General features: G+C 52.5%; 23 protein-coding genes. 14 read left to right on the forward strand and 9 right to left on the reverse strand.

All coding sequences use genetic code 11. The features are described from left to right. Positions 1 to 125 precede the first annotated feature (125 nt). Together AMM48_RS01665 and AMM48_RS01670 are read left to right on the forward strand one after the other, a co-directional pair. Positions 126 to 1,037 carry a DMT family transporter gene (locus AMM48_RS01665; protein ID WP_244271086.1) on the forward strand — a complete coding sequence of 304 codons (912 nt, stop codon included), beginning with the start codon at positions 126 to 128 and terminating at the stop codon, positions 1,035 to 1,037. Between the two features lie 51 nt (positions 1,038 to 1,088). Beyond that, entirely contained in the window at positions 1,089 to 1,469 is a 381-nt protein-coding gene (locus AMM48_RS01670) for an Mth938-like domain-containing protein (protein WP_102782680.1), read from the forward strand. Here the strand turns inward: AMM48_RS01670 and AMM48_RS01675 are convergent. Further along, a complete protein-coding gene (locus AMM48_RS01675; RefSeq protein ID WP_102782681.1) occupies positions 1,466 to 2,824 on the reverse strand; it encodes an FAD/NAD(P)-binding protein in 1,359 nt (452 codons plus the stop codon). The two genes, AMM48_RS01670 and AMM48_RS01675, sit on opposite strands and share 4 nt — an antisense overlap. 110 nt (positions 2,825 to 2,934) lie before the next feature. Here AMM48_RS01675 and AMM48_RS01680 point away from each other — a divergent pair, with 110 nt between their 5' ends. The 3 genes from AMM48_RS01680 (at position 2,935) to AMM48_RS01690 (ending at position 5,685) form a co-directional block, all read left to right on the forward strand. Beyond that, complete coding sequence (locus AMM48_RS01680) at positions 2,935 to 4,107, forward strand: mechanosensitive ion channel family protein (protein ID WP_102782682.1); 1,173 nt, start codon at positions 2,935 to 2,937, stop codon at positions 4,105 to 4,107. Between the two features lie 5 nt (positions 4,108 to 4,112). After that, positions 4,113 to 4,964 carry a phytoene/squalene synthase family protein gene (locus tag AMM48_RS01685; RefSeq protein WP_244271087.1) on the forward strand — a complete coding sequence of 284 codons (852 nt, stop codon included), beginning with the start codon at positions 4,113 to 4,115 and terminating at the stop codon, positions 4,962 to 4,964. 148 nt (positions 4,965 to 5,112) lie between these two features. Next, positions 5,113 to 5,685 (forward strand): hypothetical protein, encoded by a 573-nt coding sequence (locus AMM48_RS01690; RefSeq protein WP_102782683.1) that lies wholly within the window; start codon positions 5,113 to 5,115, stop codon positions 5,683 to 5,685. Between the two features lie 59 nt (positions 5,686 to 5,744). Here AMM48_RS01690 and trmFO read toward each other — a convergent pair whose 3' ends face one another. Next, complete coding sequence (trmFO, locus tag AMM48_RS01695) at positions 5,745 to 7,091, reverse strand: methylenetetrahydrofolate--tRNA-(uracil(54)-C(5))-methyltransferase (FADH(2)-oxidizing) TrmFO (protein WP_102782684.1); 1,347 nt, start codon at positions 7,089 to 7,091, stop codon at positions 5,745 to 5,747. Between the two features lie 197 nt (positions 7,092 to 7,288). On the opposite strand from trmFO, the gene AMM48_RS01700 reads away from it, so the two are divergent. Beyond that, positions 7,289 to 8,263 carry a hypothetical protein gene (locus tag AMM48_RS01700; protein ID WP_102782685.1) on the forward strand — a complete coding sequence of 325 codons (975 nt, stop codon included), beginning with the start codon at positions 7,289 to 7,291 and terminating at the stop codon, positions 8,261 to 8,263. A gap of 42 nt (positions 8,264 to 8,305) precedes the next feature. On the opposite strand, the gene uvrA is transcribed toward AMM48_RS01700, so the two are convergent. From uvrA to AMM48_RS01735, 7 genes are all read right to left on the reverse strand, one after another. Continuing rightward, positions 8,306 to 11,134 (reverse strand): excinuclease ABC subunit UvrA, encoded by a 2,829-nt coding sequence (gene uvrA / locus AMM48_RS01705; RefSeq protein ID WP_102782686.1) that lies wholly within the window; start codon positions 11,132 to 11,134, stop codon positions 8,306 to 8,308. A gap of 195 nt (positions 11,135 to 11,329) precedes the next feature. After that, on the reverse strand, positions 11,330 to 12,409 hold the full coding sequence (gene fbaA, locus AMM48_RS01710; protein ID WP_101300396.1) for a class II fructose-bisphosphate aldolase: 1,080 nt from the start codon (positions 12,407 to 12,409) through the stop codon (positions 11,330 to 11,332). 20 nt (positions 12,410 to 12,429) lie between these two features. Beyond that, a complete protein-coding gene (locus AMM48_RS01715; protein WP_102782687.1) occupies positions 12,430 to 13,497 on the reverse strand; it encodes a Gfo/Idh/MocA family oxidoreductase in 1,068 nt (355 codons plus the stop codon). A gap of 42 nt (positions 13,498 to 13,539) precedes the next feature. Next, entirely contained in the window at positions 13,540 to 14,676 is a 1,137-nt protein-coding gene (nagA, locus tag AMM48_RS01720) for an N-acetylglucosamine-6-phosphate deacetylase (protein ID WP_102782688.1), read from the reverse strand. Beyond that, the gene (locus tag AMM48_RS01725; RefSeq protein WP_102782963.1) at positions 14,676 to 15,719 is read right to left on the reverse strand and encodes an SIS domain-containing protein; all 1,044 of its coding nucleotides are present in this window, start codon (positions 15,717 to 15,719) and stop codon (positions 14,676 to 14,678) included. The genes nagA and AMM48_RS01725 overlap by 1 nt, the downstream gene beginning before the upstream one ends. 43 nt (positions 15,720 to 15,762) lie before the next feature. Then, positions 15,763 to 16,524, reverse strand: a complete 762-nt coding sequence (locus AMM48_RS01730; RefSeq protein WP_102782689.1) for a GntR family transcriptional regulator — start codon at positions 16,522 to 16,524, stop codon at positions 15,763 to 15,765. Continuing rightward, positions 16,521 to 17,402 carry a BadF/BadG/BcrA/BcrD ATPase family protein gene (locus AMM48_RS01735; RefSeq protein WP_102782690.1) on the reverse strand — a complete coding sequence of 294 codons (882 nt, stop codon included), beginning with the start codon at positions 17,400 to 17,402 and terminating at the stop codon, positions 16,521 to 16,523. Before AMM48_RS01735 ends, AMM48_RS01730 begins: the two co-directional genes overlap by 4 nt. 275 nt (positions 17,403 to 17,677) lie before the next feature. Here AMM48_RS01735 and AMM48_RS01740 point away from each other — a divergent pair, with 275 nt between their 5' ends. The 8 genes from AMM48_RS01740 (at position 17,678) to AMM48_RS01775 (ending at position 26,508) form a co-directional block, all read left to right on the forward strand. Beyond that, positions 17,678 to 18,565, forward strand: a complete 888-nt coding sequence (locus AMM48_RS01740) for an N-acetylmuramic acid 6-phosphate etherase (protein WP_102782691.1) — start codon at positions 17,678 to 17,680, stop codon at positions 18,563 to 18,565. Between the two features lie 46 nt (positions 18,566 to 18,611). Next, positions 18,612 to 19,874, forward strand: coding sequence for an ABC transporter substrate-binding protein (locus AMM48_RS01745; RefSeq protein WP_102782692.1), 1,263 nt, complete (start codon positions 18,612 to 18,614; stop codon positions 19,872 to 19,874). 173 nt (positions 19,875 to 20,047) lie between these two features. Further along, entirely contained in the window at positions 20,048 to 20,986 is a 939-nt protein-coding gene (locus tag AMM48_RS01750) for a sugar ABC transporter permease (RefSeq protein ID WP_102782693.1), read from the forward strand. A 12-nt stretch (positions 20,987 to 20,998) separates the two neighbouring features. Next, positions 20,999 to 21,847: a carbohydrate ABC transporter permease gene (locus AMM48_RS01755; RefSeq protein ID WP_022730794.1), complete on the forward strand. Its 849-nt coding sequence runs from the start codon at positions 20,999 to 21,001 to the stop codon at positions 21,845 to 21,847. Positions 21,848 to 21,874: 27 nt separating this feature from the next. Next, positions 21,875 to 22,993 (forward strand): sn-glycerol-3-phosphate ABC transporter ATP-binding protein UgpC, encoded by a 1,119-nt coding sequence (ugpC, locus tag AMM48_RS01760; protein ID WP_102782694.1) that lies wholly within the window; start codon positions 21,875 to 21,877, stop codon positions 22,991 to 22,993. Positions 22,994 to 23,304: 311 nt separating this feature from the next. Further along, on the forward strand, positions 23,305 to 24,396 hold the full coding sequence (locus tag AMM48_RS01765) for an extracellular solute-binding protein (RefSeq protein ID WP_102782695.1): 1,092 nt from the start codon (positions 23,305 to 23,307) through the stop codon (positions 24,394 to 24,396). 124 nt (positions 24,397 to 24,520) lie between these two features. Then, on the forward strand, positions 24,521 to 25,630 hold the full coding sequence (locus AMM48_RS01770) for an ABC transporter ATP-binding protein (RefSeq protein WP_102782696.1): 1,110 nt from the start codon (positions 24,521 to 24,523) through the stop codon (positions 25,628 to 25,630). Further along, positions 25,627 to 26,508: an ABC transporter permease gene (locus AMM48_RS01775; RefSeq protein WP_102782697.1), complete on the forward strand. Its 882-nt coding sequence runs from the start codon at positions 25,627 to 25,629 to the stop codon at positions 26,506 to 26,508. The genes AMM48_RS01770 and AMM48_RS01775 overlap by 4 nt, the downstream gene beginning before the upstream one ends. Positions 26,509 to 26,514 lie beyond the last annotated feature (6 nt).

Below are 26,514 nucleotides of genomic sequence, written 5' to 3' on the forward strand. Positions count from 1 at the left end.
TGATCGATAGACGTTTACAGAAAGGCCGGGTTTGTGCGACAACAAACCCGGCCTTCCTTTTGGTCCGTTCCTAACGAGTGTCTTCTAAAGCTCGGTAAAAATCCTTCAAAAACAGGCTGCTGCACATGACGCCCCACGCAGATGCGCGCAACGTTCATCGCGCCAATTTGATCGGTAGCCTTTGGATGATGGCGGCCATGGTGGCGTTTTCCTTTGAAGATGCGTTTGTTAAAGCGGTCTCGGAAACGCATCCGGTTGGGCAGGTTCTTATTGTCTTTGGTCTTGGCGGAACGCTTCTGTTTGCGGTTATCGCGCGGATCCAGAAGAAAAGTCTGCTGAACCCTGATGTTCTGTCCCGCGCCATGGGGATACGGGTCGTGTTTGAAGTTATTGGCCGGTTGTTTTACGTGCTCGCATTGGCACTGACCCCGCTTTCCTCGACCACGGCCATTCTTCAGGCGACACCTATTATCGTAGTTCTTGGTGCAGCTATTCTGTTTGGCGAAAAGGTTGGCTGGCGGAGATGGGGCGCAATCCTGATTGGTTTGATCGGTGTTTTAATTATTCTGCGTCCGACCACCGACAGCTTTTCGGCTTTGTCGTTACTGGCGGTGATTGGAACAATCGGTTTTGCCGGACGGGATCTGGCAAGCCGTGCTGCGCCAGTATCACTCAGCACATCGCTTTTAGGGTTTTATGGATTCGTTGCCATCATTCTGGCCGGTGTGTTGTTTTCGATTTGGGATGGGAAAGCGTTCACCTGGTTTGATGGGAAAAGTGTTTTCTTCTTCCTGGGCGCGGTGCTCATGGGGGCATTTGCCTATAGCGCCTTAATGAAGGCAATGCGCAGCGGCGATGTGTCCGCAGTTACGCCGTTTAGATATACGCGGCTTTTGTTTGGTATTGCTTTGGGGATGACCCTGTTTGGGGAAGAACCCGACATGATGATGATGATCGGATGTGGTATCGTCGTTCTATCGGGATTGTTCATTCTGTGGCGCGGAAAAGTTACGGCGCAACCGGTTGCCCCGCGCTGATATGTACCTAAATCCAGAGAAAATTTAGCGAACGACGAAAAGAGGGCCCGTATGGCTACTGAACTAAATCCGATGGTCGCCGAAGGCAGTAAAATGGTTACCAGTTATGGTGACGGTCTGTTTCGTTTTGGCGAAGATTCTGTTGCCGGATCAATCCTGATGTTTCCTGAAGCGGTCTACTCTTGGAATGTGACATCCGTTGATGACATTACGGTAGACTCGTTTGCCCGCGTTATTGATGCCGCCGATACTGTTGAAATCCTTCTGCTGGGCATGGGGAACCGCTTAACCCGCGTTCCAATGGAATGGCGCCGCGCTCTTAAAGAACATGGCATCGTCATTGAACCAATGGATACCGGTGCTGCGTGCCGGACCTATAATGTTCTTCTGTCTGAAGGACGTAGGGTTGCTGCGGCAATTATCGCCGTTTAAACGGCGAAAAATGTCTGTAACTGGCTTCGGACTTGTTTGACGCTGGCAAAAACGGCGGCGGGGCCGGGTGCGTATTCTGCGGGAAACGAATCCCCACATAGAAACAGGTTCTTCCAAGGGGGCTGTAGCCGAAAACGCAGAGCCGCCAAGCCGGGTGTGAGTTCGGGAAACGGGGCTTCCGCGTCTACAAAACTGAACTTAGGACAGCCCTGATTATTGGTGTTTTCCGACCGCGCACTAAGGTCAAGGTTCAAGTACTGATCACTAAGCCAGATGCACTTTTGCCAAATACGGTGGGCAAATTGATCCGCCGTGCCATCAGATGGCAGATGAACATTGCTGCTTAGGCTGACCTGAATATGGCGACGGTTGCAGTAAATCGCCCGAACAAGATCGTCAGACGTAAACAGGCAGCGTGGTTCGGCAAATGGCCGACGCATTTCAAATGCCATTGTCTGGCGACGGGCCGGGGCCGGGGCAAAGCCGATGTCGGGAACCGTGTCACATAGTTGCTTTGGATGAAGCGCAAGCACGACCGCATCATCAGGTTTGAGAACGATCTGAGTATCTTCGCCAAACAGCAAATCCGTTGCGTATTCCGATGTACTGTCGATGTCGCCAAGTGGCGCCCACGCCGCGACACTACCACCTGCACAGATAAACCGGTCGCGCAGGGTTGGTAGCGCAATGTCATTTAAGATGATCGGGTCAATGGCTGAAAAAACCGGTTTATGATTTTTGGAAAGCAGGGATTTTATCCGTGGCAACATAACCCGGCCAAGCAGGGCGTTCGAACACCGGTGTGCAGGCATTGAAAACAGAACTTCGGCCAAAACCGCCAAGCCGTCCCGGTGGTAAGTGCCGGGGTTCGGGCGGTCATCGTCGGGATCTATGCCAGCATTGCCCATGCCTTTGGGTAATTCAACGCGACTGTCTTCACTGGCGTAACGCTTTTGCCAAAGACCAAAAGCCGTGATAGCACGCATTAGTGGGCCGCTGCGCCGGTTGACCAAGGCATGTGCCAGGCCCTCGTCAAGGGTAACGATAGCTGGTTTGCGTCGACCGCGTTTCAGGCCAAGGACACCATGTGCCGGTCTGACAAGTTTTCCCGGAATTTCAGGGAAGCGGGCAAAGAAATCTGCGACGAGCCCTTCGGGATCGTAAAATATTTCCGGTTCAGAAACCTTGTGGCTTTCAGGAGATGTTTGCATGCCGCGCGTCCAACGGCTTTCAAATGGTTCTGCCTGATCGTAAAGGGTAACGTCGACACCATCTTCTGCCATCAGTGTTGCAAGGGCGGAACCGGCTAAGCCGCCGCCAATCACGTGTAGTCGGCCAGATGTCAATGATGCCATATGCCTGTGCCATTTTAATTGTTATACAAAGGCCTTCTAGGTGCAGGTCGCTGCTTTTGCGCGCAAGGCCTATCGTCAATAAACATTAACAGTAGAACGCTTTAGAAGTCATGGATGAAATTTCGACAGAACTCGACAGCCTGAACACCGAAGTCATTGGCCAACTGAATAACTGGGTCGATATGATTGGTGGTGGTGACATCGGAAGATGGATTGGTGCGCTTGTTGTCCTGATTGTGTTTTTCATCCTCAAACGGGTTTTGGCCGCCGCTATTCTGGGGGGCATGCGCCGATTGGCGCATCAGAACAAGCAAAGCACGGTTGCGAATGTACTTGATGCTTTTGCGTTGCCGCTCCAGGCTCTCGTGATGATTGTCGGCATTTATTTTGCCATTGAGCTGCTTGACCTTTCCCTGAACATCGAAACGGTGTTGTTTGATGCCACCAGCCTTGCGGCAGGCTTTAGCGTGTTCTGGGCGATGTTTCGCGCGGTCGAGCCGCTTGGACTGTCGTTTAATCGCCTGATTGGCCGGTTCGGTGCGGGGTTGGGTGATGATTTAAGGCAGTTCTTTATCCGTGGCATTAAAACCCTGATTGCCGTAATCGGGATTGTCATTTTGCTCGAAGGGTGGGGCATCGATGTTTCGGCGTTCCTCGGTGGTCTTGGCCTTGCGGGGATGGCTGTTGCATTGGCGGCAAAGGATTCTGTTGCCAACGTTTTCGGTGGCCTGACGATTTTCGCCGATAACCTTTACAAACGGGGTGACTGGGTCGAAACGCCGCATTTTGAAGGCACCATCGAAGTCGTCGGTCTACGTGCCACAAAGGTCCGGACCTTTGCCAAGGCACTTGTCACCATGCCAAATGCGCAAATCGTCGATTCACCGGTGATTAACTGGTCACGCATGACGCATCGCCGTATCAAAATGTCGATTGGCCTAGAGTACCGGACCACTGCAAAGCAGATGGAAGCCATTGTTGACCAGTTGCGTGATTTTCTGAAAAATGATGAAGACGTTGCACAAACGGCAGTCGCACAGATGGTGCATTTGTCTGATTTTGGGGCAAGTTCGATAAATATTGATCTGTACTATTTCACCACCACGACCGATTGGGTGACGTGGCGTGAAATTCGCAACCGTCATATCATTGCATTCAAGCGGATTGTCGAAGAAGCGGGGGCCGGATTTGCATTCCCGTCGCAGTCGCTGTATGTCGAAACCATGCCAGAAAATCCTTCAAGCAGCAGCGACGATCAGCGCGAAACGCGTAAGATCGGATGAAGACAATGACGATGACTGATACGCCAAAATTGCCTTATTGCGCTGACTATGTTCGGCGCCACGACCGCGATCGTTTCTTGTGTGCGCTTTTCGCAAGTCCCGACAAGCGTGACGACCTTTTCACCCTGTATGCGTTTAATCAGGAAGTGTCGAAAACCCGCGAAATGGTCAGTGAAGTGATGCTGGGGCACATTCGTGTGCAATGGTGGCATGATGCCTTGTCTGATCTGGCAGACGGCACAGTACGCAAGCATGAGGTGATCGAACCACTGGCGGAGCTGGTCAAATCTGGTGATCTGTCTGTTGAGGACTTTGGCGCACTGGTGACAGCACGCGAATTTGATCTTGAAGATCGTCAGCCGGAAAATCAGGTCGAGCTTGATTGCTATATCGATCAGACATCTGGTCATCTTTCTGTGCTTGCTGCCCGTTTGCTCGGTGCTAAGGGTGAGGATGCTGAATATGCCGCCCGGCTGGCCGGAAATGCATATGGTCTTGTCGGTATCATGCGCGCAATTGTTTTTCACGGTCGTGCAAAACGCTTGTATCTGCCCAAAGATCAGATGGAACTCCATAACGTTGCCCAAGGTGATATTTTTGAGTTCCGCAAAAAAGATGAGGTCAAAACCTTTGTCCGTGCGCTGGCTGAGCTTGCACGTCAACGGATCAAAGATGCCCGTTCTGCCCGCAAAGCATTGCCCAAAAGTGCCCTGGCCGTAGGACTGCCGGTTGTGCTGGCCGATGGGTATCTTCGCAAGTTGGCAAAGGCTGGTTATGATCCATTTTCTGCAGAGTTCGGGCTTGCCCGTCCGGCAAGTTTGCGCCTGACATTGAACGGGATGTTCAAGAGATACTGAATTAATTTCGCGGTGTTGCTGGATATTGCGAAAATGTCATCTAAATTAAGCAAAAGAATAAGGCAGTTCTGATCTGGCCGTGCTAGCGTTAAAAACGCTTTGATAACAGGGCGCAAAGGCGGCTTGATCTTATTAGGCGAGGACCCGAATGGCACATAAGAACATCGGCAAAAGATATCAGTGGTTTGTTAGTTTGTTGATGCTGAGCTGGCTTTTTTTGCCAATTTCGGCGCAGGCCGCAAGCATTGAACCGTTTTTGGGTGAGTATCATGGTGAAACCATTGAACACGCCGAAGGGGAATTGCAGGCCCGTGATCTTGATGTCAAAATCGTCAAAGCAGACCGCGGTTTTATCGTCGATTGGACCACAGTAATTCACAAATCTGACGGTCGCGAAAAGACCGCTTCACTGAACATCGAATTCTATGGCACGGATCGACCAGACATCTACGGAAGCGCCATGCGGTCCGGTTTGTTTGGTAAACGGGTTCCCAATGATCCGCTTAAGGGGGAACCGTTCTTTTGGGCGCGGATTGTTGATCGCACACTGACGATCCATGCACTTTATATCACCGATGACGGTGGGTATGAGATGCAGGTCTATGAACGCAAGCTCGATGATGAAGGCAATATGGAATTGATCTTCAAGCGGTTCCGCAATGGGGAGCCGATCCGCGATGTTACCGGAAAGCTCCTGCGTCAGGAAAAAAAGGGCTATTGATCAAAGGGCTGCTGCCCAATCAAAAAGCCGCTTCGGATGAAGCGGCTTTTGTCGTTTTATCAGGCAGCGGCGATTTCCGATAACCATGCGTCAAACAGCGGGATTGCGCGATCTGAATAAAGCTTTTTACGATCCCGGCCCTTAACGCGCTTGGTCAGTTCAAGGTCAGGGAACAGGCCGAAATTGACATTCATGGGCTGGAACGTACTTTCATCCGCACCGCCTGTGATGTGGTTGAGCAATGCACCCATCGCGGTTGCAAGCGGCGGGGTGGGAAGTGTTTTTCCGCTTTTTTCTGCGGCGGTGAAGCGACCAACCATCAACCCGACAGCCGCACTTTCAACGTAGCCTTCGCAGCCGGTGATTTGACCGGCAAACCGCACATCAGGACGTGATTTAAGGCGCAGGTTGCCGTCCAGAAGACGTGGTGAATTCAGGAACGTATTGCGATGAATGCCGCCAAGACGGGCAAATTCAGCCTTTTCCAGCCCCGGAATGGTGCGCAGGACATCGGCCTGTGCCCCGTATTTCAGTTTGGTTTGGAAGCCGACCATATTGTAAAGCGTACCAAGGGCATTATCCTGACGCAGTTGAACAATAGCGCGTGGCTTGTTGGTTGGATCATGCGGGTTGGTCAGGCCAACCGGCTTCATCGGGCCATGACGCAGGGTTTCGCGGCCACGTTCAGCCATAACCTCGATCGGAAGGCAGCCATCAAAATAGGGTGTGTCTTTTTCCCATTCTTTAAACTCGGTTTTATCACCTTCGATCAGGGCATCGATGAAGGTGTTATATTCGGCCTCATTCATCGGGCAGTTGATGTAATCCTTACCGTCGCCCTTGTCATAGCGCGACTGGAACCATGCCTTGTCGAAATCAATACTTTCCTTATAGACAATCGGCGCAATCGCATCAAAGAAGGCGAGGCTTTCTTCGCCGGTTTCGGTCCGAATGGCTTCTGCAAGCGGGCCAGAGGTCAGCGGGCCGGTAGCAATGATGGTGTGTTCCCATTCCACGGGCGGTAGGCCATCAATCTCGCCACGTTCCATCGTGATCAGAGGATGATTTTCCAGTGCGGTTGTTACAGCAGCAGAAAAACCCTCACGGTCAACGGCAAGCGCACCACCGGCGGGAACCTTGTGTTCATCGGCACAGCGCATGATGATGGAACCAGCACGGCGCATTTCATCATGGATCAGGCCAACCGCATTGTATTCCTTGTCATCGGACCGAAACGAGTTCGAACAGACCAGTTCGGCGCATTTGTCGGTATGGTGGGCATCGGTTGGTCGCACCGGGCGCATTTCATGAAGGATGACGGGCAGGCCAGTCTCGGCCAGTTGCCAGGCGGCTTCACTACCGGCCAGACCGGCACCAATAATATGAACAGGTTTGACCGTACTCACGTGTGCGAACTCCTCGCGAAGAATGTGTTTTAAAACCTGGCACACACATAGCTGTGCAAAGGGGCAGATTTCAAGTCAATTACGTAACTGTGGTGCCGGTTTCATGCATGTGGATATGAATTTTTCACAATGCCACATCAGGCGCGTCATTCAGGACAGAGCCGTTCTATCCCGAAACAGGCGAAAATGGCAGACATATGAGCTACCCGCATCATCCCTATGGATATGAACCGACCCATTGTCCGGTCATCGGTCTGGTGCCCAGTCGCCGTTGGCGTCGTGACCTCGACTGTCCTGACGTCCCAGATAAGGGCACGTCACCTGATGCCAGCCCCAAGCCATTGGTCATCGGCCATCATATCGGATTTCCCTTTGCCAGTTCCGGCGATGGTGTGTTTGCAACAGCAGATATCGACGCCATGATTGAATATATCATCACCACCCGTCAGGGATGGCGCGCGTCGCTGGTGATGCGGTCGTTCCTGCGTTGGTGGCGGGCAAATGACGCGGTTTCCGATATTCCCGAAGAACGAAAACTGTCTGACGCCATGATCATGTTGCTGGCCCTTAATCAGGGACGGGAAGGGTTTGTGCAAGGGTATTTGCATGACCTGCAGGGGGATAGCCGTCGCCCCGTACCGAAATCGCAACCTAATCCGGTCGAAGCAGCTTTTTATCGCAGCCTTCGGATTGCCGCCATCGCATTGGCGCTGTCGCCGATTTTTCTTGTGTTCGCCGTTTTGCTGTTTGTTCAGGTCGATACCCTGATCAGCGGCAGTTCGGGCAAGATATTTGGCTTTAGTTATGACCTGTTGTTCTTTGTTGGCAGTTTTGGCGCGATTGGGGCTTTGACCAGCATGATGATGCGGCTTGGCAAGGATGTGAAATGGAACGAGATGGAACCGGCCTCGGTGTTCTTTAATTTCCTGTTCCGGCCCTGCATGGGGTTCTGCTTTGCGCTTCTGGTTCTGCTAGCACTGCGCGCAGGAATCCTGCCAATCCCGCTTGATCAGTTGCACAATCTTGATGATCTTGACCAGATTGGTAATTCAGCCGCCGCAGGGCAGCAAATCTCGATTGTTTTGGTGTTTGCATTCCTGTCAGGATTCAGCGAACGGCTCAGCACAGCACTGGTCAAGCGCGTTGAAGACAGGGTTGCCCGTACAGATTGATCACAGCAAAACGGGGCAGTGATATTCTGCCCCATTTTGGTTCTATTTAAGCCCCAGATGACGCTTAAGGTAATGTCCGGTATAGCTTTTCTTATTGGCCATGATGTCTTCGGGCGTCCCGCATCCGACAAGCTTCCCGCCACCGTCACCACCCTCAGGCCCAATATCAATGATCCAGTCGGCCGTCTTGATGACATCAAGATTGTGTTCAATCACGACAACTGTGTTGCCTTGATCGACAATGGTATGGAGCACTTCAAGAAGCTTGCGAATATCATGGAAATGAAGCCCGGTTGTGGGTTCATCAAGAATGTAAATCGTACGACCCGTCGCACGCTTTGACAGTTCCTTGGCCAGTTTGACACGCTGTGCTTCACCGCCCGACAGGGTGGTGGCCTGTTGACCCAGATGGATATAGGAAAGACCAACCTGTTTTAAGGTTTCCATCTTGTCGCGGATCGATGGTACGGCCTTAAAGAAATCCGCACCTTCTTCAACGGTCATATCAAGAACGTCAGATATCGACTTGCCTTTAAACGATATATCGAGCGTTTCACGATTATATCGTTTGCCTTTGCACTGATCACATTCGACATAAACGTCGGGCAGGAAGTGCATTTCAATCTTAATAACACCATCGCCCTGACAGGCTTCACAGCGACCACCTTTGACGTTAAACGAAAAACGTCCCGGTTTGTAACCGCGCGTTTTGGCTTCGGGCAGTTGGGCAAACCATTCACGGATCGGTGTGAAGGCGCCAGTATAGGTCACCGGGTTGGATCGCGGTGTTCGGCCAATCGGGCTTTGGTCGATATCGATGATTTTATCGATATGCTCAACACCGGTGATGCTGTCATGGGCGCCGGGATGGTTGCGTGCATTGTGCATCCGCTTTGCCAGCGCCTTATAGAGCGTTTCGATCACAAGGCTTGATTTGCCACCACCTGAAACACCGGTAACACAGATGAATTTGCCCAGTGGGAATTCAGCATCAACACCTTGCAGATTGTTGGCTGTGGCGCCTTTGATCGCAATCGATTTGCCATTGCCTTGGCGGCGTTCCTTTGGCACGGCAATCTGTTCGGTTCCGACAAGGTATTTGCCCGTCAGGCTGTCGGGGTTCTGTTGAATTTGCTCAGGCGTACCTTCGGCAACGATGCGTCCGCCGTGAATACCCGCGCCCGGACCCATGTCGACCACATAGTCCGCGGCACGAATGGCGTCTTCGTCATGTTCGACGACCAGAACCGTATTGCCAAGGTCCCGCAGGCGTTTAAGCGTCTCAAGCAAACGGTCATTGTCGCGTTGATGCAACCCAATAGAAGGCTCATCAAGGACGTAAAGAACTCCGGTCAGCCCCGAACCAATTTGCGATGCCAGTCGGATACGCTGGCTTTCACCGCCCGAAAGGGTGCCCGATGTCCGCGACATCGACAGATAATCCAGACCAACATCACGCAGGAAACGCAGGCGATCATTGATTTCACGCAATATTCGACGCGCAATTTCGGTTTCCTTGGGGTTGAGTTTGTCTTCAAGGGCCAAGAACCAATCGGCCGCCTTGGCGATTGAAAGGTCGGTAATACGCGATATTTCAGCCCCATCGACCTTAACGGCCAAGGCTTCGGGTTTGAGGCGCTGACCGTTACAGGTTGGGCAGTTTGACACCATCTGGTATTTGGAAAGTTCGTCACGGGCCCACTGGCTGTCGGTTTCGCGCCAACGACGCGACATGTTGGGAATAACGCCTTCAAACGGACGTGAAACCTTATAACTGCGCGATCCATCGTCATAGGTCACGGTGACGTCTTCGTCGCCAGAGCCAAACAGGATGGTGTCCTGTGCGGTTTTGGGCAGTTTTTCCCACGCAACGTTGGTTTTAAAGCCAAAATGCTTGGCGACAGATTTCAGGGTTTGCAGATAATATTTCGATGTTGTGCTGGCCCACGGGGCAACCGCGCCATCGTCAAGCGTTTTGCTTTCGTCAGGCACAACCAGCATCGGATCAAATTCCATCTGGGTACCAAGACCATCACAGGCCGGGCAGGCGCCAAACGGGTTATTAAACGAGAACAGACGTGGTTCAATTTCTTCAATCGTAAAGCCAGAAACCGGGCAGGCGAACTTGGCGGAAAATACGGTGGTCTCGCCGGTTTTGGCATCTTCGGCCAAAACAATGCCGTCGGTCAGTTCAAGGGCGGTTTCAAAACTATCCGCAAGGCGCGTTCCGATGCTGTCCTTGACGATCAGGCGATCAACAACAACCGAAATATCGTGTTTGAGTTTCTTGTTGAGGTCAGGGGCATCGTCGATGTCATACATTTCACCATCGATCTTGACGCGCTGGAAACCGCGCGACCGCAAATCACGTAGTTCCTTTTTATATTCACCTTTGCGGCCACGCACGATGGGGGCCAGAAGATACAGGCGTGTGCCTTCTTCCATCTCCAGCACGCGGTCGACCATCTGCGATACGGTCTGACTGACAATCGGCAATCCGGTGGCCGGTGAATAGGGGATGCCAACACGCGCCCAGAGAAGACGCATATAGTCATAAATCTCGGTGACAGTACCAACGGTCGAGCGCGGATTGCGCGACGTTGTTTTCTGCTCAATCGAAATCGCAGGCGACAGGCCATCGATGTATTCGACATCGGGCTTTTGCATCAATTCAAGAAACTGCCGCGCATAGGCCGACAGGCTTTCGACATAGCGACGCTGGCCTTCGGCATAGATTGTATCGAATGCCAGTGAACTTTTACCCGATCCTGACAGGCCGGTAATCACAACTAAGGCGTCACGGGGCAGTTCAACGTCAATGTTCTGCAGATTGTGTTCTTTCGCACCGCGAACCGAAATTTTCGTCAGCATGTCGGGCCTTTTGTTCCTGAATTGTTCGAAAGTGTATAGAGGAGGCAACCTGTATACGCAAGCATGCCCCTGACAGTTCCTGTCAGTATTTGTCAGGAGAGATCTTTTTCGCAACCAAGGTCCACATGGATGCATGAAAAAGCCCGCCGAACAAGTCCGGCGGGCTTCACAAATCTTTTGACCGTTTCAGGCGGATTAGCCTTTGGTCACCGAACGACCGGTCGCACCAAGATCCTTGAAGGCTTCTTCGAGGCGGGCGGCCATCGAAAGTTCAGCTTCGCGGATCCAGACACGCGGATCATATTGTTTTTTATACGGTTTGTCGGTTTCCGGATCGACCTGATACTTAAAGGCACGGTCGTTTGCTTCGACATATTCGCCAACAGGGCGGGCATAGGCGAATTGGGTGTCGGTATCGATGTTCATTTTGAAAACACCATAGCCGACAGCTTCTTCAATTTTCGCTTTTTCCGAACCCGAACCACCGTGGAACACGAAGTCCAACGGGCTGTCGCCAAGACCATGCTTCTCGGCGACGAATTTCTGGCTTTCGAGAAGGATTTCAGGGCGCAGTTTGACGTTGCCCGGCTTGTAAACGCCGTGCACGTTACCGAACGCTGCTGCGACCGAGAAATGGCCGAGCGGTGACAGGCGACGATAGGCTTCTTCGACTTCTTCGGGACGGGTGTAAAGACGCGGATCAATTTCCTCGATCGAGGTATCGAGTTCATGGCCGATCCCGTCTTCTTCGCCACCTGTGACACCCAGTTCGATTTCCAGGCTCATTTCGATGGCGGACATACGCTTGAGGAAGGTTTCACAGGTCGACAGATTGTCTTCGAGTGGTTCTTCGGAAAGATCAAGCATGTGCGAGCTGTAAAGCGCTTTGCCTTCTTCGGCATAGGCCTTTTCGCTCCATTTCAGCATTTCATCGACCCATGGCACGAACTTGCGGTTCGCGTGATCGGTATGCAGGACAACTGCAACACCATAATACTCAGCCAGAAGCTGTGCATGGCGTGCGGCTGAAACGGCGCCCACAACGCGGGCAGCCGCGGCGTCCTTGATGCCCTTGCCGGCAAAGAACTGTGCACCGCCATTCGAAAGCTGAATGATAATGTCAGAACCGGCATTTGCAGCGGCCTCAAGGGCGGCATTCATCGTGCTTGACGATGTGATATTGACAGCGGGTAAGGCGTAACCGTCCTGCTTACAAGCAGCGACAAGGTCACGATAGGCAGCACCGGTAACAACACCGGGTTTAACGGAAGGCATGTGGGTACTCCTCCTGGGGGTCAGAGTAAAACAGGTGCCCCCGTCCGAACCGACTGGTCCGCAGCAAGGGCAATCCGCAAAGAGCCCAATGCATCTTCCATATGCTGCGTAAGGTCAAGATTTTCCGTTATAGACTTTAGGAAAAATTGCTGTTCACGCAGACACAGGCCGTCATGATCGGGCTCGTCATCAGTTTTGATGATCTCGTCCAATTGTGTAAATTCTCCGGCACTGTTTGTGGCAGCATGGTGAAGTTTGAGTGCATTTGTCTTGGTGTGGGTATCAATATCGGCTGAACCAGCGCCTTTTTCTTCGACATCGGTGATGGAAACGCTGCCCTTTGGTCCGATGACGTCTTTCACAAAAAAGGCGGTTTCGCTGATCATCGGGCCCCATCCGGCTTCGTACCAGCCGATGGACCCATCATCAAAGCGGACCTGAAGTTGGCCATAGTTATACATATCTGGTGCGACGTCTTCGGAAAGTCGCACGCCCATGGCATTGACCGACACCGGTTTGGCCGCCGTCATCAGGCACATCATATCAAGGTAATGCACCCCACAGTCGACAATCGGTGACACGCTGTTGAGCAGGCGTTTATGGGTCTCCCAAAAGGCACCGCTGCTTTGCTGATTGAGGTTCATGCGCATAACAAGTGGTTTGCCCAGCGTTTTGGCGATTTCAACAAACTTTTCCCAGGACGGGTGATGGCGCAGGATATAGCCAATTACCAGTTTGCGATCATGCTTCTTGGCTGCGGCAACAACCCGTTCAGCGTCCTCCACTGTGGCGGCAAGTGGCTTTTCGATAAACACATGCGCACCAGCCTCAAAGGCGGCAACGGCAAAGTTAGCATGGGTTTCGGTATAGGTGTTGATCGACACGGCATCGGGTTTGGTTTGCGCCAATGCGGTATAAAAATCGGTAAACTGCGGGTAATCAGCAAACCCATCGGGGAGTTTTTCCGCAGGAATGTTTGACCGGGCACAAATGCCAACAATTTCGTATCCATCAAGCGCATGATAGGCCTTTGCGTGCGACAGGCCCATATTGCCAAGACCGATAACCAGAATACGAACGGGCTTCATTTTGTGCCTCCTTAAAACCTGATAATATATTGATTGTTATGATTATTCTGCGCCGTTAATCCAGCTGCGCGACACATTGAATGCGTCATCAAACAGGATCATATCGGCCTGATATCCCGGTGCAATCCGGCCCATTTTGTCATCGAGTTTCAAAAATTCTGCCGGATAAAGGGACGCCATACGCAGCGCTTCGCCCAGATCAAGCCCGACCATTTCAACGCAGTTTTTCACGGCACTGATCATATCAAGGTCCGACCCGGCCAATGTTCCATCGGCCAACGCACAGCGACCATCAGCTGCAATGATTTCTTCACCGCCAAGGATAAAGCGTTTGTCATCGGCCCCCACGGTTGGCATGGCGTCGGTCACCAGCATGATCTTGCCCGTGGCCTTGGCGTGAATGGCAACCTTAAGCACGGCGGGGTGAACATGATATCCGTCTGCGATCAGGCCGCACCAGGTTGTGTCATCGGCCATTGCCGCCCCGGCAACACCCGGTTCCCGGTGGGTCATCGGGCTCATGGCGTTAAACAGGTGGGTGAAACCGCGCAGGCCTTCGTCAATGGCACTTTGAATATGAGCGTAATTTCCGGCCGTATGCCCGGCACAGACCAGAACACCTTTGTCCGCAAGGGCCTTGATGGTGCCTTTGGCGGCCTTTTCCGGGGCCATTGTGACCAGAATGCGACCGTTTGGCAGCCGGGTTAGAAGCTCAATCGCGTCATCTTCCATCGGCCGGATGATATCTGCACTGTGAACACCTTTACGTTCAGGATTGAGATACGGTCCTTCAAGGTGAATACCGACAATGCCCGGAACACCTGCATAAATCGCATCTGTTACCGCAGCAATGGCGATTTCCATCTTGCCTCGATGGTCGGTGATCAAGGTTGGCAGCATGGCGGTTGTGCCATATTTGCGATGCGCTTGCATGATGGCGCGCACGCCATCGACCGTGGGCTGATCGTTAAGCAACACGCCGCCACCACCATTGACCTGAACATCAATCAGACCGGGCGCAAGCATCTGTCCGTTACCGTCAATAACGGTGAGGTCAGCGGGCAGGGCGGCCGCGTCGACAATCGTATCGATATTGCCATCGCGCACGATGACCGACTTGCCGTTCAGAAAATCTGTGCCGTCAAAGATACGGGCATTGGTAATGGCAAATGCAGACATCAGTGGGTCTCCGTTACTTTCGAAAGATGCGGCGGCGCATCGGGATTGCAGCCGCGCGCGAGTGCCACGTTTTCAGCCAGGGTATAGAACGTCTGGATCATGGCAATCGGGGCGAGAAGCGGGTGGATATCCTCGACCACCGGAAGGTGTCCCTTGATATCGGCATAGCCGGTTTCGGCTGCAAACAGGTTATCTGTTTTTCCGCGCATTTCAGTCAGGAAATCTTCGACACTGTCACGCGATGCGTCCTGCTGTGAAAACACTAGCATCGGGAACGTTTTGGTAACCAGCGCCATTGGGCCATGTTTTACCTCAGCTGCGCTGAACGCTTCGGCGTGCAAGCTACTGGTTTCCTTGAATTTCAGGGCAGCCTCCTGCGCAATGGCAAAGGCCGGGCCACGCCCGATGACATACAGACCATCAGACTTGGCAATGGTATCAGACGCACCGAGCCAATCTTGATCAAGTGCGGACGTTAGCAGGTTCGGAAGTTTGCTTAGACCGTCGTTAAAGCTGGTGTCTTGGGTCCATGCGCCAACAATCTGAGCAATCGCCGACAGGGTCGCAATATAGGACTTGGTGGCGGCAACACTTGTTTCCGGTCCGGCAAGCAGCGGAATAACGTGATCAACCGTATCGGCCAGTGGGGAATCGACAACATTTACCAAGGCGACAGTCCGCGCACCGGCATCCCGCGCAGCTTGGGCGTTTTTGACAAGATCCGGGCTCTTGCCAGATTGCGAGACCGCAATGAAAAGTGCGTCCTTGCTGGCAACGGTACGGTTATAGATCGACACAATCGACGGGGCCGCAGAAACAACCGGAATGCCAAGCTGGCTTTCAATCAGGTATTTCGCGTAAAGGGTGGCGTGATCTGAACTACCACGACCGCATGTGACAACGAATTTCGGCGGATTGGCGCGAAGTTCCGTTGCAAGCGTGTCGATTGCTGCCTTGTTGTGGACGAGTTGTTTGGCAACAACATCCGGGGATTCTGCCAATTCGCGGCCCATCTGGGTTTTCGGGCGCCAGCTTGTTGTCATATCCAGTGTTCCCTCATTTTCTGCAAGGTGCCCGATCTTTTGATCAGCGGGCATCTACCTGCATTTCTGCGATAAAGTCATAACTATCACCACGGTAGTAGGACCGTGTGAATTCGACTGGTGTCCCATTGGCAAGGAACGAGCGGCGTTCGATATAAAGTGCTGCACTGCCGTCCGGCACACCCAGAATTTTTGCGGTTTCACCATCAAAAAGTTCAGCCCGAAGGCGCTGCAGGGCGCGTTCGGGTTTCTTGTTGTATTTTGCCAGCGCGTCATAAAGTGATTTGTCCACTTCATCAGGACTTGGCAAAAATGCGCGCGGAATGACCGCATATTCCAGTGCCATTGGCTTGTCGTTGGCGGTACGCAGACGGCGCAAGCGCGTGACTTCGGTGCCAGGGGACAAATTCAGAGCCATGGCTTCTTCCGGGGATGCGTGACCAATTGTTTTTTCAAGCCAAATCGCCCCCGGATCCATGCCACGTGTGATCATGTCTTCGGTAAAGGATGTCAGACGTGAAAGCGCCTGTTCAACACGCGGGGCTACGAACGTGCCCGCGCCATGGCGCTGAACCAGAACGCCTTCATCGACCAATGAACGCATGGCGTTACGTACCGTGACACGCGAAATGCCCAGTTCGTTGGCAAGGTCACGCTCGCTTGGCAGCGCATCATCAACTTGCAAAACCCCATCATCAATCACGGCCTTAAGTGCGGATTGAAGGCGGCGATAAAGCGGCCCATTTCCAGTGTTTTCGATGTCGCGCGTGCGCAGGTTCTCAATAATGTCCGGGGTTGTGATCATGCCGCCGTTCTTTCACGTTGTTTGGCCATCAGAATTGCGCCATGCATTGCATCGTGCTTGGCCGAAACCAGTTGATCCGCAATGTCGCGGGGCATGCGGCTGGCCATTTGATCGGCCAGTCCGCCCATAAGAGTGATCTGCGAAGCGCCAAACGCCGTCAGTTTGCGCAAAATCTGCAAATTCGCCTGAACCGCGATATCAATGATCGCGCCAGCCGCAGCGTCACCCTTTGCTTCGGCGTCAAACACCAGTGGACAGAAACTGCCATAGTCGGCCGGACGTGCCGTTTCGGCAAAGGCGACGATATCTTCGGGGTTGTGGTTAAATTTCCCCATAACCTGTTTTGTCAGATCGGTTTGACTGGTCAATCCATCATGGGCGAGTAGGGCTGTTTCGATCGCGGCACGGCCAATGCGTGCGCCACTTCCGATATCGGAAACCTCGAACCCCCAGCCCGCGACCGACAGCTCCCGGTTGCCGACGATTGCCTGACCACAGGTACCTGTTCCGACAATCAGGATTGCGCCATCTGCACCATCATGGGCGCCAAGGCAGGCCGTATAGGCATCAGTGGCAAAACATATGCTGGCGAAAGGATGAGGATAGGCATGGGCAAGTTTACGTTCACGTTCAAGTGGAAGCCCGGCCAGTCCTAACCCAGCATGAAGATCGCCCAGTCTAGAGTCATCCATGCCTGCTTTTTCAAGCGCAAGGGAGGCGGCCGCGACAATTTCACCAAAGACGTGGTCCATGCCAAGTCGGGTATTGGCTCCACCAGAAACAGCTTCTCCCAGTATATCGCCGGACGCATTTACAATGCGCGCGCGACAGCGGGTGCCGCCGCCATCAATACCAAGATAAAGCCGTTCGTTTTGCATTGTTTGTGTAACCGTCTTCTTGTTGCTGTCCGAACCATACCAGAGTGGTATCTTAAAAATCAATACCAATATAACGCCACTGTAGATGTGAATGGTCTGTCTTTGGAATCCGTAGATACACGTAGAATATGTAGCGAGAGATTTAAAAATCCTCATAAAAAATTGAATTATATTAAATATATGCCTCTATGCAGTGTCGTCGCATAAAATATTTACGAAGTATCTTGCGTCGCTGGTATCACAATGGTATTTAATTTGGAGAGGGAGACGGAAAAATGGCATCACGCACCGAAGAATTTGATTTGCGATTTGCCGGGTTGGATCAATGGTCCGACGCCGATTTCCTTATGGCCTTGTGGGAAGGCCAGATGCGTGCTGTGGCCTCGGTTGGTCCAGTCCTTACGGATTTGGCGACAGCCGCAAACGGGATAGCGCGTCGCCTGGGGGGCGGCGGGCGTCTCGTTTATGTCGGGGCAGGCACATCTGGTACTGTTGCATGGCAGGACGCCAAGGAACTTGGCGGAACCTTCGGTTGGCCCGAAGAGCATACCATTGTCATGCTGGCAGGCGGGTTGCAAAGCGCGCCGAATGAATTTAACGGTGCGGAAGACGACGTTGATCTTGCTGCGCGCGAAATCCATCAACATGAGATCGGCGAAAACGATGCCGTGATCGCCATCGCAGCCAGTGGATCGACGCCCTATACCGTGCGTGCGGTTGAGCTGGCGCGTGAACGCGGCGCCTTCACCGTTGCCATTTGCAATAATCCGGATGGCAAATTGATCGACATCGCCGACAGTGGCATTTTCCTTGATAGTGCGCCTGAAGTTGTTGCCGGTTCAACCCGCATGGGGGCAGGGACGGCACAAAAGGCCGCGCTTAATATCCTTTCGACCCTTGTCATGAACAAGCTTGGTCGATTGTTTGATAACCTGATGGTTGGCATGCGCGCAGAAAACATCAAACTGCATGAGCGCGCCATCCGCATTGTTGCGCACATCGCATCTTGTGATGGTGCGCGCGCCAAAGACGCGCTGACACAATCAGGTTTTGATATTCGCACCGCCGTTCTGGTGGCCAAGGGCCATAGTATCGCACGGGCAAAAGAAATTCTTGGACTGTCTAATGGAAATCTCCGGGCAGCACTTGAGTATCGGGACTAACATCTTTTGGGTGCTGGTCCGCCGACATTGATCAGAGGAGGCATAAATGTCGAATAAAGTCTTAGCAAAAGGCCTGGCCGGGGCCCTGGCGGCAAGTGTCGCCCTGGTTCCGATGGTGGCATCGGCCGGCGAGCTTGTTATCGAAAGCTGGCGTAACGATGATATTGATATCTGGAACGACAAGATCATTCCGGCATTCAATGAGCAACACCCGGACATTAAAGTGTCCTTCACACCGACCCCGCCGACTGAATACAACGCTTCGGTCAATGCCAAGTTGGCCGGTGGTACTGCGGGTGATCTGATTACCTGCCGTCCATTTGATGCGTCGCTTGAGCTTTACAAGCAGGGTAACCTTACTGCTCTTGACGACCTTAAGGGAATCGACAACTTCTCTGACGTTGCCAAATCGGCATGGCAGACGGATGACGGATCAGCGACCTTCTGCTTGCCGATGGCATCGGTTATTCATGGCTTTATCTATAACAAAGAAGCCTTTGAAGAAGTTGGCGTTGAAGTTCCGCAAACCAGCGAAGAATTCTATGCCGCCCTTGATAAAATCAAGGAAGAGGGCAGCTACATTCCAATGGCAATGGGAACGGCCGACCAGTGGGAAGCTGCAACCATGGGCTTCCAAAACATTGGTCCGAACCACTGGAAAGGTGAAGCGGGCCGTAAAGCCCTGATCGACGGCAGCGCGAAATTCACCGACAAGCCATATGTCGATACCTTTACCGAGCTTGCGACCTGGAAGAACTATCTTCCGGATGGCTATGAAGCCATTTCATATCCGGATGCGCAGAACCTCTTCACGCTGGGTCGTGCGGCCGTTTATCCGGCAGGTTCGTGGGATATCTCGCTGTTTAACAATCAGGCTGATTTCGCATTCGGCGCATTCCCGCCGCCTGCACCTGCGGGTCAGGATACCTGTTACATCAGTGACCATACCGACATTGCACTGGGTCTGAATGCGGATTCCAAAAATGCCGAAGAAGCCAAAATCTTCCTTGAGTGGATGACAGGCTCAGAGTTCGCGGAACTTTATTCTAACGCACTGCCGGGCTTCTTCTCGTTGTCCAACCACAAGGTCGAAATTACCGATCCGGTTGCAAACGAGTTTGTCAGCTGGCGTCAAGAATGCGAGTCGACCATTCGTAACTCGTATCAGATCCTGTCGCGCGGCACGCCGAATCTTGAAAATGATCTGTGGAACCTTTCTGCACAGGTGATCAACGGCACCCTTACACCAGAAGAAGCTGCTGGCGCAGCCGAAGCTGGTCTGGCGAAGTGGTACGCTCCGCATCAATAAGACTTCAGAGGATGGCGGGAACGTCTGGTTTCTGCCATCCTTGCTTTATTGCCCGTTCAGTCATGGTCGCACTTAGACCAGACTGTTTTGACCGCCGGGCATGATTGCGCGGTCAGCACATTTGGAAGGCAAAATGCCTTCAACCTTTTAATCTTGGAAATACAGGACAGGGTATGGCGCATTCCGGCCCCATGACCGATTGGCGCAAGGCAAAATTGCCTGTGATTGCCTTTCTGGCTCCAGCAACGATCATCTACACATTGTTTATGATCTATCCGCTACTTGATTCCATCCGTCTTAGCTTCTATGCGACGCCAAGTGGCGGCGAGGCGGCTTTTGTCGGCCTAGACAATTATCGCACCGTTCTGGCTGACCCGGACTGGGCGGCGACCTTTTGGAACAGTTTCTGGAACAATATGAAGTTCTTTGCTGTTCACATGTTGATCCAAAACCCGATCGGGATTGCGCTTGCCGGTATTTTAAGTTTGCCGCGCCTGCGTTTTCGCAACAGCTATCGGACGATGATGATCATGCCAACAATGTTGTCCGTGGTGATTGTCGGTTTTATCTGGCAGTTGATCCTAAGCCCCGTTTGGGGGGTGGGTGCGGACCTGCTTGATATCATCGGGTTGAAATCGCTGTTTGGCCCATGGCTTGGCAAAGAAGGAAGTGCGCTGATTACCCTGTCATTCATTTCAGTCTGGCAGTGGGTCGGTATTCCCTTGATGCTGATTTATGCCGCCTTGCTTGCCATTCCCGATGATTTGGTTGATGCCGCCGTTGTCGATGGCGCGACCCATTTTGAAGTGTTCTGGCACATCAAGTTGCCGCTTGTTTTCCCAACGGTTGCCATGGTTTCGATCCTGACATTTGTTGGTAATTTCAATGCTTTCGACCTGATTTATGCCGTAAAGGGTGCGCTGGCGGGGCCAAACTTTGCAACCGATATCATGGGGACGTTGTTCTATCGCACGTTCTTTGGTTATCAGCTGCAGCTGGGCAATCCGCATCTTGGGGCGACGGTTGCATCACTGATGTTCCTGATCATTCTGGCGGGTGTTTTGTTCTATTTGTTCGCCGTGCAGCGCCGTCTTTCGCGCTATCAGTTGTAATCGGGGGCGATGATGAGTTTCAAAAACATACGCAGAGAAGACGCAAGCCGCGCTGTCATCGTGCATGGTATTCTACTGACCTACACGCTGGTCGCGCTGTATCCGATTTTCCTGGTGGTGATTAACGCTTTTAAAACGCGCAAAGCCATTTTTCGCGATCCGATGGGATTTCCGAATGCGGAAACCTTCAGCCTTGAAGGCTTTACCAAGGTTTTGGCCAAGTCGAATTTCGAGGTGTTTTTCTACAACAGCTTCACCGTCACGGTTATCACCATCGCGATTGTCCTGTTGCTTGCTGCGATGGCAGCCTGGGCGTTGTCGGAATACAAGTTTCCCGGCAATACGGTGCTTGCGCTGTATCTTGCCATCGGGATCATGGTGCCCATCCGCCTTGGTTCGGTATCGATCCTTAATCTGATTGTTGATTTGGGATTGATAAATACGCTGACAGCACTTGTGCTGGTGTATGTCGCCCAAGGATTGCCCTTGGCGATCTTTATCCTGACTGAGTTCATGCATCAAATTCCGAAGGATTTGAAAGAAGCCGCGCGCTGTGACGGGGTCGGGGAATTCAAGATTTTCTTCGCGGTTATCCTGCCGCTGATCCGTCCGGCTGTGGCGACGGTGGCTGTGTTTACGATGATCCCGATCTGGAACGATCTTTGGTTCCCGCTGATCTTAGCACCGGGTGATGGCAAACAGACCATTACGCTGGGTGTGCAGCAATTCATCGGGCAGTACGTGACGGACTGGAACGCAGTTCTGGCGTCACTTAGCCTCGCGATCATTCCGATCCTGATCCTTTATCTGATTTTCTCCCGACAACTCATTCGCGGCCTTACGTCTGGCGCGGTGAAATAAGTGTTGGCTGACAGGAGCTTTGAATAAATGGCTGACTTGAAACTTGACCAGATCCACAAAAGCTATGGCGCTGTTGATGTGCTTCACGGCATTGATCTGGACGTAAAAGATGGTGAATTCGTTGTCTTTGTCGGACCGTCCGGCTGCGGCAAATCAACCTTGCTGCGCATCATTGCCGGGCTTGAAGATATCACCAGTGGCGATCTTATGATCGACGGCGATCTGGTAAATACCAAAAGCCCGCGGGATCGTGGCATTGCCATGGTGTTCCAGTCCTATGCGCTCTATCCGCATATGACGGTGTATAAGAACATGGCCTTTGGCCTGAAACTCGACAAACAGGACAAGGCCGCAATTGATGCGCGCGTGCGCGAAGCCGCCCGTATCCTGCAACTTGATCAGTTGCTTGACCGTCGTCCGTCGGAACTCTCGGGTGGGCAGCGTCAGCGCGTTGCCATTGGCCGCGCCATTGTGCGCCAGCCAAAGGTGTTCCTGTTTGACGAGCCGCTTTCAAACCTTGATGCAGCCCTGCGTGTTCAGACGCGCCTTGAAATCGCCAAGCTGCATCAGGAACTGAAATCAACCATTGTCTATGTCACACACGATCAGGTCGAAGCCATGACCTTGGCTGACAAGATCGTTGTGATGAATGGTGGTAACGTCGAGCAAGTTGGCTCCCCGATGCAGCTTTATCATCATCCTCAGACCCGCTTTGTCGCAGGCTTCATTGGATCGCCGGCGATGAACTTTACCAATGTCAGGATCGACAAGGTTGAACCCGGCAAGGTAACCGTTTCAATCCCGGGCGGCACACCGTCCGTTCTGCCGTTTGATGTTGACCAGAACGAGGTTGGTAATCAGGTCGAGCTTGGCATTCGTCCCGAACATCTTTCTCTTGGCAACACGGGTGAGTTGACAGTCCACGGCGAGGTCGATGTTGTCGAAAAACTGGGCGATTCGACCTATCTTTATCTGAAACTTGCCAATGGCGATCGTGTCACGGTACGCGCACCGGGCCACAGCCGGGTCAAGATCGGTGAAACCGTCACAGCATCCGCATCGGCAGGGGCTGCGCATCTGTTTAATGGTAACGGCAAGGCCTTTGCCAAGGTCGATTGCCCGGCGGAATATAGCGCGGACGAATAACCGACCGCGTTCTGGTGGTAAGAGCAAGAAGGGGTGTCGCATGCGGCACCCCTTTGCTTTTGGAAGGGCCTTAGAGTGGGCTGAAATGTTGCGTTGCGGCGGAAAAACTGTTGCAGAACTTTAACTTGCCCTTGATGGACGCATGGCGCAAAAATGAATTCGAGGTGTTCAAAGGAAAGAAAAAAGTTCATTTTTCCTTTCGTATCAACAAATGAGTTTGCGATAATGCCCCCGCCTGGATGTCGCCAAGCCTAAAAAGGGTGTGCTCCGGGTTCAGGGAAATGCCATCACGTTCATTTAGAGGGTTCAAAATGTCTAAAAAACACGGCGCATTGCGTGGTTCCTTGCTCGGCCTTACGGCAATTGCAGGAATGGTTTCTCTTGTTTCGGCTGCACAGGCTGATGAACTTCGTCTTCTGACTTGGGGTGGCTATGCCCCCGATGACGTCATCGAGGCATTTGAAAAAGAAACTGGCATCGATGTTGAAGTGACGTTGTCAAACAACGAAGACATGATTTCCAAACTTCGCGCCACCGGTGGCGGGGGCTTTGACCTTGCGCAGCCTTCACAGGATCGTATTGCTGGCGCGCAACTTGAATACGGCATCTATAAACCAATAGACCTGTCGAAAGTCGACAGCGCGAAATTCATTCCGTCCATGCTTGCTGCGACCAAGACCAACACAACGGTTGATGGGGAAGTCTACGGCGTGCCTCACGTTTGGGGCACCAGCGGTTTGATTGTTGATAAAGCCAAGGCTGCAAACGTTGCCGATTACACCGATCTTTGTGCGGATGATCTTGCGGGCAAGGTTTCCTATCGCCTGAAACGTCCAACCTTGATCGGGTTCGCCTACGCGATGGGTCTTGATCCGTTTGCGGCCTACGGCGACGAAGCAAAGTATCAGGAAATCCTTGATGCGGTTGAAGCCAAACTGATCGATTGCAAATCAAACGTCAAAACCTATTGGGAAGGCAACGATGCGCTGCTGAACCTTGTGCGTTCTGGTGAAGTTGTTGCCGCCATGGCCTGGGATACCGGTGGGTGGAAATTGAACAACGACAATGCCGATATCACCTTTGTCGCCCCGAAATCGGGTGCCCTTGGCTGGATCGATACCTTTGTTCTGCCGAGCAAAACCAAGAACGAAGATGCCGCTTACAAGTGGATCAACTTTGTGATGCAGCCAGAAATTGCCGCAATGATTACGGCGGATGTCGGCAACTTCACCGCGTCCAAAGGAGCTGACGAGTTTGCTGATGACAAGCTCAAAGCTCAGTTCCAGGGCAGCTTCCCGGCAAAAGACCTTGATAACATCAAGTGGTATCCGACCGTTCCGGCGGGTCTGGAAGTGCTTGAAGGCAAGACGCTTGATCGTGTGAAAGCCGCACAGTCGAACTAAGACCCGAGACGACGCCAATATTCTGGTCCCCGGCATGGGTTTATGCCGGGGACATTCTGCTTTTTACGATGGCAATTGCCGTCATGGTTATTTCATTAAAAAATATAACGAGAACAGGGCTCCCATGGCTGATCAGTTTGACCTTGAATGCCGCAATGTGGTCAAAAAATTTGACGACTTTACTGCTGTGGATGACATCTCGCTTGCCATTCCCAAGGGGTCGTTCTTTTCCATTCTTGGACCAAGTGGCTGTGGGAAAACCACGTTGCTTCGAATGCTTGCCGGTTTTCAGGCACCGACATCGGGCGATATTCTGATTAAGGGGGCATCGGTTTTGGGCGTTCCACCAAACCGTCGCCCGGTGAATATGGTTTTCCAGCATCTGGCTCTGTTTCCGATGATGAATGTGGCGGAAAACGTGGCGTACGGTTTAAAGCGTCGCGGCGTAAACAAGGCCACCATCGCGCAAAAGGTCAATGAGACACTGGCACGCGTAGGGTTGCCCGATTCCGGTCCAAAACAGATCAGCCAGCTTTCAGGGGGGCAGAAACAGCGTATTGCGATTGCGCGCTGTCTTGTGCTTGATCCTGCGGTGCTGTTGCTTGATGAACCGCTTGGCGCACTTGATTTAAAGCTTCGTGAACATATGAAGGTTGAGCTCAAGCAATTGCAGCACGAAATAGGCACCACCTTTGTCTACATCACCCATGATCAGTCCGAAGCACTTGTGATGTCTGATCAGGTTGCCGTGATGAATGCGGGCCGGTTTGAGCAGGTCGGTGTGCCACAAGATCTTTATTACAATCCGCAAACGGCGTTTGTTGCCGGATTTGTTGGGGAAAGCAACCGATGGCACGGTGTTGTCGGTGGCGGGAATGACCATCAAGTCGAAATCAATCTGGCGGCTGGAGGCAAGGTTGTCGCCAAGCGCGACGCGAATGCGGCCCTGAAAGACGGGCAGGCGGTTGACGTCTTTGTCCGCCCTGAGGCCATCGCCATTGACGGCGAAGGGGCGGTTGATAACACTCTGTCGGCCAAGGTTGAGAACGTGCTGTTTAATGGTGCTGCCAGCAGTCTTCAGGTCCGCGAAACCACCACAGGTCACGAGATGACCGTCGCATTGCCGCAAACCGGTGCGTTCGCATCGGTCAAGGCTGGCGATAACATCAATCTGTCCTGGAGCTTTGAGCAGACCAGATGCTTTGCCGCGTCAGATGGTGGAGCAACGGCATGAGCAATGGCACTTCTGTGAAAGGAGGCGGCACATTTCGCTTTGGGTTGCTATTATTAGCATTCCCGTTGCTGTTATGGTTGTTCCTGCTGGTGGTTCTGCCGCACATCGACTTGTTTCTGGTGTCGATGCGCGAACGCATTTCGTATGGAAAATACGAGTTCAGCCTGATCAATTATATCGAGTTCTTCTCAGAGCCGCTGTATTGGAATACCTACGTTCGCACCGCCGTCATGTCGATCTTTGCGACCTTTTTGACGTTGGTAATCGGCTTTCCAGTATCCTACTACATTGCAAAATTCATGCGGGGAAAAGGCAAGAACGTCTTGTTCCTGCTGTGTTTGATTCCGTTCTGGGTGTCAGAACTTGTCCGGACATTCGGTTGGATGATCCTGCTGCGTGAAAGCGGTGTGGTCAGCAACTTCTTGCAGTGGTCCGGAATTGCCGATGGGCCGGTTGAAATGCTGTATAATGATGCGACGATTATGGTCGGTCTGGTTTACACATCCATGCTGTTTATGATCGTGCCGCTGGTGTCGGTCCTCGACAGTCTCGATGATAGCCTGATCGAGGCGGGATATGACCTTGGCGGCAATGGCTTTACGGTCACCCGCGACATCGTCATCCCACATGCAATGCCCGGTATTGCATCGGGCTGTATCGTTGTCTTTATGTTGACGTTGGGCAATTACCTGACACCGAACCTTTTGGGCGGGAAAGACAGTCTGTGGTTCACCGAGCAAATTTACACCCAGTTCATCACGCGCTTTAACTGGGAATCGGGTTCTGCCTTTGGCTTCTTGTTGCTGGTGCTTTCCTCATTGATTGTCTGGGTCGGGTTGAAGCTCAGCAAACAGACACTTTCAGAAACCGTGGGCTAGGGGCGC

The organism is Thalassospira sp. GB04J01 (assembly GCF_000751115.1).
Classification (GTDB): Bacteria; Pseudomonadota; Alphaproteobacteria; order Rhodospirillales; family Thalassospiraceae; genus Thalassospira; species Thalassospira lucentensis.

What these genes read in the sequence shown, in the direction of transcription:
- AMM48_RS01665 (WP_244271086.1), top strand. Translation starts at nt 126, where the DNA reads ATGACGCCCCACGCAGATGCGCGCAACGTTCATCGCGCCAATTTGATC.
- AMM48_RS01670 (WP_102782680.1), top strand. Translation starts at nt 1,089, where the DNA reads ATGGCTACTGAACTAAATCCGATGGTCGCCGAAGGCAGTAAAATGGTT.
- AMM48_RS01675 (WP_102782681.1), bottom strand. Translation starts at nt 2,824, where the DNA reads ATGGCATCATTGACATCTGGCCGACTACACGTGATTGGCGGCGGCTTA.
- AMM48_RS01680 (WP_102782682.1), top strand. Translation starts at nt 2,935, where the DNA reads ATGGATGAAATTTCGACAGAACTCGACAGCCTGAACACCGAAGTCATT.
- AMM48_RS01685 (WP_244271087.1), top strand. Translation starts at nt 4,113, where the DNA reads ATGACGATGACTGATACGCCAAAATTGCCTTATTGCGCTGACTATGTT.
- AMM48_RS01690 (WP_102782683.1), top strand. Translation starts at nt 5,113, where the DNA reads ATGGCACATAAGAACATCGGCAAAAGATATCAGTGGTTTGTTAGTTTG.
- AMM48_RS01700 (WP_102782685.1), top strand. Translation starts at nt 7,289, where the DNA reads ATGAGCTACCCGCATCATCCCTATGGATATGAACCGACCCATTGTCCG.
- uvrA (WP_102782686.1), bottom strand. Translation starts at nt 11,134, where the DNA reads ATGCTGACGAAAATTTCGGTTCGCGGTGCGAAAGAACACAATCTGCAG.
- fbaA (WP_101300396.1), bottom strand. Translation starts at nt 12,409, where the DNA reads ATGCCTTCCGTTAAACCCGGTGTTGTTACCGGTGCTGCCTATCGTGAC.
- AMM48_RS01715 (WP_102782687.1), bottom strand. Translation starts at nt 13,497, where the DNA reads ATGAAGCCCGTTCGTATTCTGGTTATCGGTCTTGGCAATATGGGCCTG.
- nagA (WP_102782688.1), bottom strand. Translation starts at nt 14,676, where the DNA reads ATGTCTGCATTTGCCATTACCAATGCCCGTATCTTTGACGGCACAGAT.
- AMM48_RS01725 (WP_102782963.1), bottom strand. Translation starts at nt 15,719, where the DNA reads ATGACAACAAGCTGGCGCCCGAAAACCCAGATGGGCCGCGAATTGGCA.
- AMM48_RS01730 (WP_102782689.1), bottom strand. Translation starts at nt 16,524, where the DNA reads ATGATCACAACCCCGGACATTATTGAGAACCTGCGCACGCGCGACATC.
- AMM48_RS01735 (WP_102782690.1), bottom strand. Translation starts at nt 17,402, where the DNA reads ATGCAAAACGAACGGCTTTATCTTGGTATTGATGGCGGCGGCACCCGC.
- AMM48_RS01740 (WP_102782691.1), top strand. Translation starts at nt 17,678, where the DNA reads ATGGCATCACGCACCGAAGAATTTGATTTGCGATTTGCCGGGTTGGAT.
- AMM48_RS01745 (WP_102782692.1), top strand. Translation starts at nt 18,612, where the DNA reads ATGTCGAATAAAGTCTTAGCAAAAGGCCTGGCCGGGGCCCTGGCGGCA.
- AMM48_RS01750 (WP_102782693.1), top strand. Translation starts at nt 20,048, where the DNA reads ATGGCGCATTCCGGCCCCATGACCGATTGGCGCAAGGCAAAATTGCCT.
- AMM48_RS01755 (WP_022730794.1), top strand. Translation starts at nt 20,999, where the DNA reads ATGAGTTTCAAAAACATACGCAGAGAAGACGCAAGCCGCGCTGTCATC.
- ugpC (WP_102782694.1), top strand. Translation starts at nt 21,875, where the DNA reads ATGGCTGACTTGAAACTTGACCAGATCCACAAAAGCTATGGCGCTGTT.
- AMM48_RS01765 (WP_102782695.1), top strand. Translation starts at nt 23,305, where the DNA reads ATGTCTAAAAAACACGGCGCATTGCGTGGTTCCTTGCTCGGCCTTACG.
- AMM48_RS01770 (WP_102782696.1), top strand. Translation starts at nt 24,521, where the DNA reads ATGGCTGATCAGTTTGACCTTGAATGCCGCAATGTGGTCAAAAAATTT.
- AMM48_RS01775 (WP_102782697.1), top strand. Translation starts at nt 25,627, where the DNA reads ATGAGCAATGGCACTTCTGTGAAAGGAGGCGGCACATTTCGCTTTGGG.